Source organism: Bacillus sp. CHD6a, assembly GCF_001293645.1.
GTDB lineage: Bacteria > Bacillota > Bacilli > Bacillales > Bacillaceae_I > Sutcliffiella_A.
On record NZ_LBMD01000019.1, the window covers coordinates 1 to 13,584 of the forward strand.

General features: G+C 37.6%; 17 protein-coding genes. 6 read left to right on the forward strand and 11 right to left on the reverse strand.

The window, feature by feature from the left end:
• Nucleotides 1-34: 34 nt before the first annotated feature.
• Nucleotides 35-328, reverse strand: a complete 294-nt coding sequence (locus AAV98_RS14090) for a hypothetical protein (RefSeq protein ID WP_060666190.1) — start codon at nucleotides 326-328, stop codon at nucleotides 35-37.
• 226 nt (nucleotides 329-554) lie between these two features.
• On the opposite strand from AAV98_RS14090, the gene AAV98_RS14095 reads away from it, so the two are divergent.
• The 4 genes from AAV98_RS14095 to AAV98_RS20315 all read left to right on the forward strand — a co-directional run bounded on the left by AAV98_RS14095 (nucleotide 555) and on the right by AAV98_RS20315 (nucleotide 3,509).
• Complete coding sequence (locus AAV98_RS14095) at nucleotides 555-740, forward strand: aspartyl-phosphate phosphatase Spo0E family protein (protein ID WP_060666191.1); 186 nt, start codon at nucleotides 555-557, stop codon at nucleotides 738-740.
• Nucleotides 741-1,049: 309 nt separating this feature from the next.
• Nucleotides 1,050-2,735 carry an arginine--tRNA ligase gene (argS, locus tag AAV98_RS14100; RefSeq protein WP_060666192.1) on the forward strand — a complete coding sequence of 562 codons (1,686 nt, stop codon included), beginning with the start codon at nucleotides 1,050-1,052 and terminating at the stop codon, nucleotides 2,733-2,735.
• A 76-nt stretch (nucleotides 2,736-2,811) separates the two neighbouring features.
• Nucleotides 2,812-3,267, forward strand: a complete 456-nt coding sequence (locus tag AAV98_RS14105) for a DUF2269 family protein (RefSeq protein WP_060666193.1) — start codon at nucleotides 2,812-2,814, stop codon at nucleotides 3,265-3,267.
• Between the two features lie 65 nt (nucleotides 3,268-3,332).
• Nucleotides 3,333-3,509 carry a hypothetical protein gene (locus tag AAV98_RS20315; RefSeq protein ID WP_156317788.1) on the forward strand — a complete coding sequence of 59 codons (177 nt, stop codon included), beginning with the start codon at nucleotides 3,333-3,335 and terminating at the stop codon, nucleotides 3,507-3,509.
• A gap of 311 nt (nucleotides 3,510-3,820) precedes the next feature.
• Here AAV98_RS20315 and AAV98_RS14115 read toward each other — a convergent pair whose 3' ends face one another.
• From AAV98_RS14115 to AAV98_RS14125, 3 genes are all read right to left on the reverse strand, one after another.
• Nucleotides 3,821-4,075, reverse strand: coding sequence for a hypothetical protein (locus AAV98_RS14115; RefSeq protein WP_060666195.1), 255 nt, complete (start codon nucleotides 4,073-4,075; stop codon nucleotides 3,821-3,823).
• A gap of 140 nt (nucleotides 4,076-4,215) precedes the next feature.
• Nucleotides 4,216-5,181 carry an ABC transporter permease gene (locus AAV98_RS14120; protein ID WP_060666196.1) on the reverse strand — a complete coding sequence of 322 codons (966 nt, stop codon included), beginning with the start codon at nucleotides 5,179-5,181 and terminating at the stop codon, nucleotides 4,216-4,218.
• A gap of 2 nt (nucleotides 5,182-5,183) precedes the next feature.
• The gene (locus AAV98_RS14125) at nucleotides 5,184-6,101 is read right to left on the reverse strand and encodes an ABC transporter ATP-binding protein (protein WP_060666197.1); all 918 of its coding nucleotides are present in this window, start codon (nucleotides 6,099-6,101) and stop codon (nucleotides 5,184-5,186) included.
• A 318-nt stretch (nucleotides 6,102-6,419) separates the two neighbouring features.
• On the opposite strand from AAV98_RS14125, the gene AAV98_RS20320 reads away from it, so the two are divergent.
• The gene (locus AAV98_RS20320) at nucleotides 6,420-6,575 is read left to right on the forward strand and encodes a hypothetical protein (protein WP_010193242.1); all 156 of its coding nucleotides are present in this window, start codon (nucleotides 6,420-6,422) and stop codon (nucleotides 6,573-6,575) included.
• 44 nt (nucleotides 6,576-6,619) lie between these two features.
• On the opposite strand, the gene AAV98_RS14130 is transcribed toward AAV98_RS20320, so the two are convergent.
• From AAV98_RS14130 to AAV98_RS14160, 7 genes are all read right to left on the reverse strand, one after another.
• Nucleotides 6,620-6,964: a TIGR04104 family putative zinc finger protein gene (locus AAV98_RS14130; protein ID WP_060666198.1), complete on the reverse strand. Its 345-nt coding sequence runs from the start codon at nucleotides 6,962-6,964 to the stop codon at nucleotides 6,620-6,622.
• A gap of 97 nt (nucleotides 6,965-7,061) precedes the next feature.
• Entirely contained in the window at nucleotides 7,062-7,445 is a 384-nt protein-coding gene (locus tag AAV98_RS14135; RefSeq protein WP_060666199.1) for a cytochrome-c oxidase, read from the reverse strand.
• Between the two features lie 88 nt (nucleotides 7,446-7,533).
• Complete coding sequence (locus AAV98_RS14140) at nucleotides 7,534-8,493, reverse strand: nucleoside hydrolase (RefSeq protein ID WP_060666200.1); 960 nt, start codon at nucleotides 8,491-8,493, stop codon at nucleotides 7,534-7,536.
• A gap of 58 nt (nucleotides 8,494-8,551) precedes the next feature.
• The gene (locus AAV98_RS14145) at nucleotides 8,552-9,628 is read right to left on the reverse strand and encodes a Ger(x)C family spore germination protein (protein WP_060666201.1); all 1,077 of its coding nucleotides are present in this window, start codon (nucleotides 9,626-9,628) and stop codon (nucleotides 8,552-8,554) included.
• Entirely contained in the window at nucleotides 9,615-10,724 is a 1,110-nt protein-coding gene (locus AAV98_RS14150) for a GerAB/ArcD/ProY family transporter (RefSeq protein WP_060666202.1), read from the reverse strand. Before AAV98_RS14150 ends, AAV98_RS14145 begins: the two co-directional genes overlap by 14 nt.
• A gap of 17 nt (nucleotides 10,725-10,741) precedes the next feature.
• A complete protein-coding gene (locus tag AAV98_RS14155) occupies nucleotides 10,742-12,262 on the reverse strand; it encodes a spore germination protein (protein WP_060666203.1) in 1,521 nt (506 codons plus the stop codon).
• 140 nt (nucleotides 12,263-12,402) lie between these two features.
• Nucleotides 12,403-12,729 carry a hypothetical protein gene (locus tag AAV98_RS14160; protein WP_060666204.1) on the reverse strand — a complete coding sequence of 109 codons (327 nt, stop codon included), beginning with the start codon at nucleotides 12,727-12,729 and terminating at the stop codon, nucleotides 12,403-12,405.
• Between the two features lie 204 nt (nucleotides 12,730-12,933).
• Here AAV98_RS14160 and AAV98_RS14165 point away from each other — a divergent pair, with 204 nt between their 5' ends.
• On the forward strand, nucleotides 12,934-13,407 hold the full coding sequence (locus AAV98_RS14165; protein ID WP_060666205.1) for a sigma-70 family RNA polymerase sigma factor: 474 nt from the start codon (nucleotides 12,934-12,936) through the stop codon (nucleotides 13,405-13,407).
• Nucleotides 13,408-13,584 lie beyond the last annotated feature (177 nt).

Here is a 13,584-nt window from a genome sequence, read left to right on the forward strand (position 1 = left end):
AAACAAAAGGGAGTCAATTAACTCCCTAAACAAATTATTTCATTGTAAACGGCTTGTTAATGTTATCACTTTTAACAGGGATAGCAGCGTTTTGTTGCATGCAATTATGAGCAATTTTCATACGGCTTAACGTGGTCTTTAACGTATCATGTGCGTCCTTTTCTTTGTCCAATTGAATATTGGTCATATCCACCATGGCCCGCACAACATTTTCAAAAGCAATACGAAGCTTTTCGTCTTGGAGGGCTTTTCCGTCTTTCACTATCATTTTCACCAATTCATTTGCATAGACATTCATTTTTTCCACAGCTTCTACCTTTGTATTCATGACGCACTCCTCCTAAAAGTTTTTTTCTAAGATATGAGAGATAGCCATCAAGCATGCCATAATACTTTTCAAATGCCTTTTACCTATATTAATTCTATGATAACTACACAAATCCTTCTTATCGACAAAACAAGTCACATCCATTCCTACTTTTTACACCTAACCTATTTTCTTACAAAGTTTTTTCGACTATAATATAGGAAATTGTGAAGAAGGTGTGATAAAGATGAATCTCTTAGAACTTGCTGTAGAAAAAAAACGCAGTCAAATGATGCATACTGCGTTTAAAACCGGATTGACATCAGTTGAAACTGTAAGGCTAAGTCAAGAGCTAGATGAAATGCTAAATGTCTTTATTTCTCCACATCTTGAAGAAAAACCAATAAATCAATCTCAAATGAAGAAAAAATAGTTACATTTCTTATAAAACTATGTATAATACATCTAACTTATATACATTTATCATTGATGATAAAGAGAGTAGTCTTTAGACGGCAATCAAAGCGAATCAGGGTCGGTGGAAGCCTGGTGGAAGTCTATCGTACGAAGCGCACTTTTGAAATGAAACGGGCACATCCCCATTAAGGATGATAAGCGGCTTTTCTAAATAATAGGAGAAAAGCAATTAGAGTGGTACCGCGGGCAAATGACACCAAGCTCGTCTCTTCATTAAGTTGAAGAGGCGGGCTTTTTATATTTTACTTTTAAGGAGTTGATCTACATGAAATTAACTGATCTGGCAGCACAAGCTCTCCAAAATGTATTACCTGAAATCCCATTAAATAAAATAACTTCACTGTTAGAAAAGCCGAAATACGTTCAACACGGTGACCTTTCTTTCCCTTGTTTCGAACTAGCAAAAATTAAAAAAACAGCCCCTCCTCTTATTGCAACAGACATTGCAACAAAATTAACTAGTTCCTTGATTGACAAAACCGAAGCAGTCGGTCCTTATGTAAATATCTTTTTTAAAAAGGACATGATCCAGCAAAAAATCGTTCACAAAATTCTACAAGAAAAAGAACACTATGGCACACTTGATATCGGTAACCATGAAACCATCGTCTTAGATCTGTCCTCTCCAAACATTGCAAAGCCTTTTTCAATGGGACATTTACGTTCAACAGTGATTGGGAATGCCATCGCCAACATCCTTGAAAAATCCGGGTATAAGACTGTACGTATAAATTATTTAGGAGATTGGGGCACTCAATTTGGTAAATTGATTGCCGCCTATCTCAAATGGGGAGAAGAAGAAAAAATCCGCAAAAACCCTATCCCAGAACTGCTAAAATTATATGTCAAATTTCATGAAGAAGCATCTGTTCAAACAGATTTAAATGACGAAGGACGCCGTTGGTTCAAGCAGCTTGAAGAAGGAAATGAACAAGCTGTTTCCCTATGGAAGTGGTTTAGAGAAGAATCCTTGAAGGAATTCCAGAAAATTTATGATCTCCTAGGCGTCACATTTGATTCCTATCAAGGAGAAGCGTTCTATAACGATAAAATGGAACAAGTCGTTCAAATGTTAGATGAAAAAAACTTGTTGAAGGAGTCGGATGGTGCACAAGTAGTAGAACTTGACGCCCCAACGCTTCCCCCTTGTTTAATAAAAAAGTCGGATGGTGCCACTTTGTATGCAACTCGTGATCTCGCTGCTGCTCTTTATCGTAAAAAGGTCTATCAATTCTCCAAGGCACTATATGTCGTGGGGCAAGAGCAATCCATCCACTTTCATCAGGTAAAAGAAGTATTAAAGAAAGCTGGTTTTGACTGGGCGGCAGAAATGCATCATATAACATTTGGACTTCTTTTGAAAGACGGGAAGAAAATGTCCACCCGTAAAGGCAAAGTTGTTCTACTGGAAGAAGTGTTGCAGGAAGCCATTCAACTTGCAGAAAGAAATATAGAATCCAAAAACCCAGCTCTTCCTGATAAAGAAGAAGTAGCCCGCCAGGTTGGAGTCGGTGCGGTCATTTTTCATGATTTAAAAAACTATCGGATTAACTCTGTTGAATTCTCTTTAGAAGATATGTTGAAATTTGAAGGAGAAACAGGACCTTATGTTCAATATACTTACGCACGTGCTAACTCCATATTGAAAAAAGGGGATTGGAAAAGCGACGAAATGCAGAAAGGGTTAGTAGATAGCTATTCTTGGGAAGTGGCAAAACTCCTGCAAGAATTCCCTGAAGTTGTTTCAAAAGCTAATCAAGGATACGATCCTTCTATAATTGCTAAACATATTGTCGATGTGTGCCAGGCATTCAACAGTTGGTATGGCAATATTAAATTCCTGCAAGAGGACTCCGATAAAGATGCAAGACTTGCTTTGGTATCCGCTACCGCCATTGTAATAAAAGAATCTTTGCGCCTTCTTGGTATTCAGGCCCCCCAAGAAATGTAACAGATATTGGCATAAAGAACATGAATCCATCATCCCCCTCATATATTGAAGTATCAATAGTATTGGGGGGATGCCTATGAAATGGCTGATACTGTTTCATGTGATAGTTGCCGTCGTCGGAATTGGTCCCACTTTTTTCGGAATTATACTCCTAAGAAAGCACCAGACCATCTCAGATCTTCGACACAATGTCCTATTACAACATAAACTTGACTACTTTCCCAAGATTGGCGGAACACTTGCTGTGATAACAGGCATACTACTTGTTCTCTTCGGAAACTATGGTTCCATTTTTCAAATTTGGCTTTTAGTTTCTCTTGTCATCTACCTTTCCATCCAAGTCATTGTGATCGGATTTATCTCTCCCGCCCTTAATGATCTTCAGCGATGGTTACTGCACCCTGAAAACAGAGCCTCTACGCAACTGCCAGCTCAACAGGACGCTGCTCTCCACAAAATTAGCAATCTCTACTTGCTTACCTGTATTCTTGGATTTCTCATTTTTGTCTTGATGATCATTAAACCTGCTTAATCTATAGGTCATCTCCTTTGCAGCTGAATGTTTTGGGCATTATTAGGCGGAGGTGTTGGCCTATATTGATTAAGCGAATGGAACTGCATGTTGGTGGAGATGCAGGTTATGGTTGCTTTGATAGGTGGTTGATGCTTGGTGATGCTTGGAATTGGTTAGGATTGCTAGTTCCATTCCAAATGTCCGAAGATTTCTGTAATTTGACCGAAGATTTCAAAAAGTTGACCAAAGTTTTTCAATAGTTGACCGAAGATTTGCTGAAATTGACCGAACCTAAAAATCAATTGTCCAAACACCCCTTAAAAGTTGACCGAACCATCAAATATTATGACCGAACCCTTCCTAATTCCATCGCCTTTATGTCCAATGAAAGATGAAAAGTGTCCGAACAAAATATCCACGATTAAAAAGAGCCCAAAAAGAGCCAAATCTTATAAAAAAACAGTACTTCCCATTCATTCCTGAGATTTTCCCAACTGTTCTTTCAAAGACCTTAAAGACCCCCATATCCATCAATACCAAAAAAAACCACAAAAAAGAGGCACCTATTAATTCAGGCACCTCCCACTCCAGTATCCGCTCTTTTCCGTCTCCGATAGAATGCTTCTCTCCCCATATAACTGTTAAAAAGCAGTTCCATTTCCTCCAAATCTTCCTGTAACACCACGGGGTCCCGTTCATCCCAATGCACATAAGAGACAAAATAATACTTTCGGATGGGAGAAAAAAGCACCTTGGAATGCGGAAATTTATCAAAAAAACCTTGTATCTGCCCTTTTTTCATATACGAAATGTTCACCAGATTCATTTACATCACCTACTTGTTTAAAGGATAGGTTGAATTAAAGGCAAAGGGGCTTATACTTGTAGTACCACATATTTACGTTAATTACACCAAACTTCTTAGCTGCACTATGTCTAACAGATTCCATCCACTTAGCTAAAAAGTTAAGCAGCGATATCTCGCTTCACAAAAGTAAAGAAACTCACCACATGCAACACCACAAAATAAATCAAAAACATAACAGCAGAGAAGCCAAAACTAACTCCTGGGACAATACGCACACCCTCAAGCAATGCTTCAAAGTGAATGTTGGCAAACGGTGAAAATTTCGCCCATTCAAATTTTATGGCAATAAGCGTTGTAACCTGGGTGCCTGTAAATACAAGAAATACCGAAATTCCAATTGCAAGCGAGTTATTCCGGAAAACACTCGAAATCATGAAGGCAATAGTAGCAAACATGATTACTCCCAAGCTGCTCAACGCCAGTTTCCATAGTAAGTATAAGAATGGATGAACCTCAAGCACTTCTCCACCAGCATACAATAGGGATGGCGTAGTATCAAAACCAAACGCAATAGCACCCGTTACAAATGTACTCACAAAAAGGATTGTATAAAAAATGACGATAAACACAAGTACGCTAATATATTTTGCCAAAAGAATCTTACTTCTGCTTATCGGTCTGATCATTAAAAGTTTAATGGTTCCCCAAGTAAACTCACTAGCTATCATACCGGCAGCGATGATGACAACGAAAAGGGTGACTACACTTGTCAATCCAAGATTTTCATCCATATATGTCCAAACTGTATTACCAGTTGCCGGTTCCATATCGTGTACTAACCGGTGCTCATTAATGGCCAATTGTCGCTCAAGTGGGCCCTTATCCCCCTCTTCTGACTCTTCAATCGTCATTTTCAGGTACTGATTTTCCTGCTCTAATGATTCTTGCCAGCTAAGCTCTTTGCCATTTGCACCACCTTCACTTCTCGCATCATCAAGCATCGACCCCATCATAATGGTAAAAATGACTCCAACTGCTGATAATAACACCAATATCGCACTCATCACGTAAAAGCTTGGCCTTCTAAACCATTTGATTAGTTCATTTTGAATTAAATGGTTCATTGTTAGACACCTCGCTCTTGAGACGTTTTTTCTAAGAATTTGTCTTCAAGGGTTTTCATTACTTCCTTCACTTCAAATATCGCAATATCTCGTTCTACCAAACTTTTAATAAACATAGGAATCTTTGAACGATCTATCTCCGCCTGCAATTTACCCTCTGCAAGATTATGGGGCATTTCCATTTCACGCATTAGTGACATCGCATCTTCCACCGGCTCACAATCGAGTTGATAAAGCGTCTTTCCTCCCTCGTATATAAAATCTCTTATACTTTGAATATCAATAAGCTCACCTTTTTGGATGATACCGACTCTATCACACATCAGTTCCATTTCGGAAAGAAGATGACTTGATACAACAATCGCCATTCCTTCTTCCCTAGCGAGGCTCCGCAAATAATCTCGTATTTCACGAATACCCGCAGGATCCAGGCCGTTTGTTGGCTCATCAAGAATTAACACTTTTGGTTTATGTAGTAAGGCCTGCGCTATTCCTAAGCGTTGCCTCATTCCCAATGAATATGTCTTTACTTTTTCCTTAATCCGTCCAGTCAATCCAACCAATTCTATAACTTCATCCAGACGTTCCGAGGTTATTCCTGGCATCATTCTGGCATATTGTTTCAAATTCTGATATCCCGTTAGAAACTTATACATCTCTGGGTTCTCAACAATTGCCCCCACTTGGCGGACTGCCTTTTCATAATCGGTCTTGATGCTTGCTCCGTCGATGTGTATATCACCAGATGTAATACTCATCAAGCCAACCATCATTCGAATAGTTGTCGTTTTTCCAGCTCCATTTGGCCCAAGGAAACCAAACACTTCTCCTTTATAAACCTCGAATGTAACATCCTTAATAATTTCCTTGCTTCCGATGTCCTTGCAAACATTTGTCAGCTTTACTGCCGCATCATTCATAATCATAGCTCCTTTTATGCTTCTGTTTTTTTCCTAATCAATGCTCTAACTATCTCTACGTTAATAGGGGTAAAAAGTTTCTTTCTTTTTTATATCAACATATATACCTTTACAATAAATGGATTACTAAAACCCCTGCTAAACATTCTAATTATTATTCCGATAAAATAATTACCCCATTTATCTAAGTGTGGTAAAATGACACTGATGTACATATATTTAGTTTTTTTTACAAAATTCTACTTAATTACTTATTATTTGTTAGAATATTTTGTATAATATACTTACAAATTTCTTCATGTGTGTAGGAGTGAAGCGATGGATACGAGAGCGAGAAGAATTGTACGTAATAATAAGAAAAGCCAATTCCATTATTTAATTGTATTAAAGGATTTTATTGGTTCTTTTGTTCTTCATGCTATTTCACTGGTCATTGTGGCTGCTTTCCTGATTTGGGTATTAGATCAGGTGTAAACACAACATAAAAAACGAGAAGGAATCAACATCCTTCTCGTTTTTTATTTGGCTTTCTTCTCTTCTTTTTCCTTCATTGGTTGTTGAAGCGATTTTCTATAACGCACTTTAGTTGCTGCATAAAACACACCTGCTGATCCAAAGACCAATACAATTAGCACTTGACTCCACCTTGTATGTAAGACCCCCATCATTGCACTCAACATATAGGCAATAAGAATTGGGATTAGGACTGTATAAAGAGAGAGAATGAAACGGAATTTTTCATCTACTTCATATACGGTACCACAACTCTTACATTTAATAGGTCGATAGCCAAAAAACACAGAGGTTAACTTGGTTTTATATTTAATTTCTTCTTGACAGTTTGGACATTGATGAAAAGACATATTCTCGACCCCTTTTTTGTATCTCCTCTTTCTTTTCATCATATCAAAAGCTGTGCTGAAGGAATAGTTGAAATACAAAAAAGATCCAGTACACCCCTTAAAGCACTGGATTTGAAGGCTGCTTAACATTCTTAAATACATTTATCGTAAATAGTAAAACACCTAGTGTTGTTAAATTTGCTCCGATAATGGTCAAAACTAATAAAGAATCGTTACCATGCACAACAAAAGCCAAGCCTATCATCATCAGTGGCAAGCCAATATTGTGTAACCAGAAATGCCATGTAGCAAGCCTCGTTTTTCCCGCTGCAGGAAATAAAATATAAATGATACCAGCAAGTGTCAAAGCGGTCCAACCCAGAAGATTAATATGAACGTGTACAGGTGTCAAATCGTATGCATGCGCCGTTGACATATAATAACCAATCCCTACACCTATCAAAAAATAAATAACAGAAATCTTAATCAATCTAACTCCCATCGCCATCCCTCCAGTTCTATACGTACACGCATTACTATCGTACGTACAGCCATGAGTCTATAGAACTGGAAAATACCAAATTTTACAATTATTGATTGTTATCTGGAATAGAAGAAGACATGATTTCAACAAAATTTTCAGCGAAATTATTTGTATTTACTTCTAATGCAACGGTCACTTTATTTCCTTTTTCATCTGGTTTTGGGCGAAAGTCTGCTATACTAACTCCTCTAAGGTTTCCTTCATTTAACCCAACTGTAACTACTTTTTCGACATATTTGAAAGCTTGCGGCGTTGTTACAGCAAACAATGTCATCACATCATGCAAAGGGCTTCCATCTATACCCGGAACAAGTTTCTGATAAGCTTTGAAATAATAATCAAATATGTCTTTTATGAGGTTTTGATACGGATTGTTTTGTTGTTTGATAATCTCATTAATCATTGTAGGAGTGATAATTGCATCTTTTGTGACATTCAACGGGTAAAGCACACCATTTTTTACTTTTTCCATCACAATACCAGCTGCAATCGGATCGCCATAGAAATTTGCTTCTGCTCCAGCTGTTACATTTCCTGGTATGAGGAATGCGCCTCCCATTACATAATACCCCTTTATTGAATTCATTGTATCTGCTCCTGCTAGATTAAAGGAAATGGCAAGGGAAGTTGACCTTCCAACATCTACAATAATTAATTCATCTCCATATTCCTCAATCAATTGAAAGATCGCATCAAAATTCAGCAACTCCCCCTTTATTGTGGCTGGCGGGTTAATAGGCCCTAATCCATCTTCTCCATGTATCTCTGGATAATAGGATGCAAACTCACCAGATAGCGGTGTCTTTGCTCCACCAATTAACACAATATCCTTTCTGCCTCCTAGTTCCAAAAGATATGCCACATTTTGAGTAGCTTGTTCTTGATCGACGTTGCCATAGCTTGTCACAACACCAACCAGATCAATCTCCGGATTAAGTAGTGCATAAATGATGGCTAGCGAATCATCAATTCCCGGATCACAATATAAAAGAACCTTCTGAGGCATCATTCTCCCCCTCTACTGGTTGTTATCCAATTATATTCACCGGGATCGTGAAATTGACCTATTCCGTAATTCCAGTGCTGATAAGTCTTACTTCTGCCTCAACTTGTACTGTTAAAGTTGGATAAGTAGAATCTTTCCATTTTTTAAAGTCAAATCCTCTTTTTCGAGATTTTGCTTCATATCCTAAGCCAATTGGGTCTACGCCTTTTTCCTGGAACTCCTTTATCATGGTTTCTGATTCTTTAATGATCTTTTCTTCCAACAGCTTCTGAAACTCCTTCAACTCTTTAGGAGTCACTTTATTCCCTGTATACTCTCTCACTGCTCCATCCAAACTTACGGTCATCCTAATAGATGGGATATCGTCTTTCCATTTTACCTTAAACTTTCTGTCTGTCTTTATACTTCTGATTGAAACGAATTCGTCCTTATCTTTCACTTTCAATGAAACGGACCCGTCCGCATGCTTGTCAACGAGTGTTTTGAAATAAAACAGTTTTTCATTTGGAATGGTCATTTCGAATTTATCTTCCTTCATTACTGCCACACCAACAATCTCTGCACTTTTTTCTGTTTTCTTCAAAATGGGTAAGTTTGGATCCTTCCCTTTTTGATAAAAATCAGACAAGAATATATGCAAGTTTGTTTCAGGTACATCGATTCGGTCAATATTATGTTTTAAAAGATTATATAGGTGATCTCCTGTGCCTCTTGTGCCAAGATTTTGCTCCAGGAGCTCTTTTGTTTCCCCTTCAACTATGGCCAAATATAATCCTGTACCAATACTTGCATCTCGCTGTAAACCATCTACTAGTTGCATGACACCTTTTTCCGCCAAGGCTTTATTGAACAACACCAACTCTAAGCTTCCGTTAACAATAGGTGCAGAAGATTCTTTTTGCGCATTGCTTAATATATCTTTATTTAATTCAGAGATTGCAGTAAATCTTTCATTCACTATGGTTTGATCAGCTCTATAAACAGGGACAACGAAAGTTCCCTCCACTTCATTTTCTCCAATTAAATCAAAGCCTTCTACAGATTCAATATTAATATCATCGACAATTTCCTTTTCTAGGCACCCTGTAAGAAATAGACAGATTGTTATAACCCAGATGATATTATGACAAGGCATTTTCTTTTTTCCCCCTTCTCCAATGTACAAAGGTAACGATTAGGAATATTAACGGAATATAGACATAAGCCATATAAAATCCGACTTTTCCAAGATAAGTGTTCAAATCATTGATTAGTTTTCTGTCTTCAAATTGATTCATCAGAATAAAAATGACAATTGTAATAATCATTAATGAGGTTCTGTGTTTTAGCTTGGTCATTCTTTTGGCAAGCCTACTAGAACACCATAGATAAAGGCACACATTGGGAAGAATAATAAGACACCAGTTTGCAATTCCGATGTATTCTACACGCTCTACGAATGGAAGCTCAATGATTTTCCAAATGGATAGTGTTGCCCAAATACTCTTCTCTAGCTTTCCTTCACTGAAATAGGCAAATGTAACTAGGGCAAATATCAGATAAATGGAAGAAGTGACAAACACAGCTAAATGAGACCATTTTTTCGATTGCTGAGGTTTGCTTATAAATGGATAAAATACCAATAATGTCTCAAAACCAAGCATACTTAAAGTCATATCCTTACCGGATAGGAAAATATCTTTAAAAGAGTGATCAAAAATTGGTAACAGGTTCCGAAAATTTGCATATTCCAATGGAAGCACAATGGTTAAAAATAAATAGGCGGGTAGCATGACACCTAAAAATGCTACTCCTGTGATCACCCTGAACCCTCCAGTAATAATATAATAAACAAGTAGTAAAAATAACAATGAGAAAAACCATGTACTTAGATCTGGGAACAGCCAAACTTGAACTACCTCTATATAAGTTCTGAGCACTGTAACAACTGTCATAATAAAATAAACAACAAAGAAAAAGTTTAGTAGGTTGCCTATCCATTTTCCAAAAGCCATTCTGTGCGCACTCGCCAAATCACCATCGCTCTTTTCACAGATTTTATACATCATATAAATGATGATATGAGTAAAGAAACCAAATAGAATAATTCCCATCCATGCATCATAGCCGGCAGACATTGCAATGACCCTCTGATAACCAAGTGCCCCAACTCCAAACTGCGTACTATGAATTAAATAAAACACTAAAAAAGGTGATATTTGAAAATTTTTAGGTACTGTTTGCAATGTCATACCTCCCTTCTATTTTTTCACTCATCAATATCCTTTTTTGGCTTGGTTTGTGTCCTAGTCGTTCTTTGTGGTTTATTGGTTCTTAATTGCCCAGGTCTTTCTGTTTGCATGGAAAATGGTAACCGTAAGAGAGCATCTTTCATATCTTTAACCCTTGGAGGGTAAATAGGCTCCAAATAAGGCCTTCCGAGAGATGTCAGCCTTAATAAATGAGCTGCCAAGATACAGAAACAAAAAACAATGCCAAGCAATCCCCATAATTCTGCAAACAATAGAAAAGGGAATCTCAATAGACGAATGGTGTTACCCATCTTATAAACTGGTGTCGTAAAAGATGCGAGCGCAGCAAGCGCAACGATTATTAAGAGAACGTTACTTGTCAGACCAGCTTCAACGGAAGCCGTTCCAATAACAATTCCACCTACGATACCGATGGTCTGACCTACCTTTGTTGGAAGTCTTGCTCCAGCTTCCCGTAGTAATTCGATAGTCAATTCGAGAAAAATCGCTTCTAAAATAGGCGGCAAAGGAACTTCTCGCCTTGAAGAAATCAACGTGCTCAGTAGATCTTTTGGAATCAATTCATAGTGATAGCTTAAAACTGCTACATAGACCGGGGTAACCAAGATAGAAAAGGCAACACCAAACAGTCTTATTAGACGAAAAAAGGAAGAAAGCCAATAACTTAAATAATAATCTTCAAAGGAAGAGAAAAATTCAACCAGAGTAGTCGGACCTATTAGTCCATGTGGGGACCCGTCCACCATGATTACTACTTTTCCTTCGGTCAATGCCGACACAATTCGGTCGGGCCTCTCTGTGTCTAGAAGGAGCGGAAAAATCGTGTTACCATCATCGGATATTAGTTGTGTGATATAAGAACTGTCATTAATATGATCAAATTCTACGTCATCAAGCCGTTGCGTGACAGTCTGAACATTATCCTTATTTACAATTCCATCCAAATAGATGACAGCAATTCGTGTCCTAGAGATAGTACCTAACTTCTTTTGCTCCACGGTTAACATCGGAGTACTTAAACGTCTTCTTATTAGGTTAATATTAGAATCTATATTTTCAACAAAGGATTCTTTTGGTCCAATAACGCTGAACTCTACTTCTGGAAGGGAAACAGCACGTGTCTGAACAAATTCAGAACGTACTAACAACCCTTTTTTGTCTTTCTCCCCAATCTGTACAAAAATGAATCCTGATAACAGCTTATCTCTTACTTCCTTCGGGTCGGAGCTAATGGTCACTACTTCAATAGGTAAAATATTTTTTAAATCTTGCAAATTGCTCCACGGTCTGGTGGAAATGCTATGTAATATGTCACGATGCAGGAAATCAGTATCTACTAATGTGTAGTAATAGTTAATCCACACTTTCCTATTGCCATCATTGGTCTGGTTTGTAAATCTCAAAAAATCTATAGACTTTTCCATTTGCAATAATAATTGTGTTACTGACATGTCTTCTACCTTGTTAGATGTTTGACCACTTCTCGGTGAAAACAGTTTTTTGAGTAGGTTTTTCATTGAACTCCCCCCTCTCTTTGGGTTCTAGTCGTCACAATTCTTCTCTTATTTTTCCTATAAATGTATGTAATATACCAACTGTTAAATGGGTAAATTATCAGGCAAAAAAAAAGAGCCCTATTTGGACTCTGAAGTGTTCATTATTTTTGCGGCTTTCTAATAATCTCCACTACATCAAAAATACGAATATGATAAATGTTTTTATCCACATCTTTAATTGTAAGTTTGTTCGCTTTATAACGGAAAGATTGTATCCGACCCGTAATTTGGATGACATCTCCTTCAAACCAAATCGACATCTTAAAAATTTCCTTTGCCATATACATATGACGTAATAACTTTTTAATATATTGAATGTCTGGAATATTATCCGGATACAACATAAATGCTTGTACTGTCCGGTCCGCGTCATTTTTCCATAAATACATGGATTGATTCTCTAATTTATCTTCTTTTTTATGTTCCATGGCAATTACCCCTTTTCTTACAATATCGTTGATACGCTCTTACAGGTAACCTCCATACACAACATAACATATAACTGTACAAGTCATATGCCATTACTACTACACAGTTTATTCCTGATATCCTGACATGTCAACCAAATTACCGTGCACTATAGTGGATGTACCGGGAATAAAGAAAAGCTAGTTTTTCGTTAGGATTTACTAATGAAACCAACTTTTGAAAGTGTATTAGATGAGTACACTCCTATGATACACCATATTATTAATACTTTGAATATTTACAAAGATAAAGAACGATACGTCCATGAAGCAACAATTGCTTTATGGGAAGCTTTCTGTTTAAAAGACTGCTCAAAGGGATCATTTACTTCTTATGCTTATTCATCCATGAGGGGAAAATTGCTTAATCATTTAAAAAAAGAGGTGCGGTGGGAAGATACACACATGTTTGTAGATGAGCTGCCAGAAACTTCATCTGATTTTTTTAATCCATCTGTGGGTAATTTGGAGGAATACACTTGCTATTTAACGGAAAAGCAGAAAAAGTGGGTTGTTGAATGCATTATTAAAGGCAAGAAATTGGAAGAAGTTGCGGTACAGGAAGGGGTTACGGTTAGTGCGGTTAAGTCTTGGCGGGCAGAGGCACTGAAGAAGCTTCGGAGGGAAATACCAAAGTAAACAATAAGAAACTCACTAAGGGGGGCCGCTGAAAAGCTGATCTTATAGTACTCGTGAATTCGAGCTGGTGATTGGAGCAAAAGGCGAAGACTCCTCGAAAATGCTACGCATTTTCTTCGTGCGATGAATCGCTGCCGAAGCCTTCCTTGTCCTGAGGGAGATAGTGCTAGGTGGAGA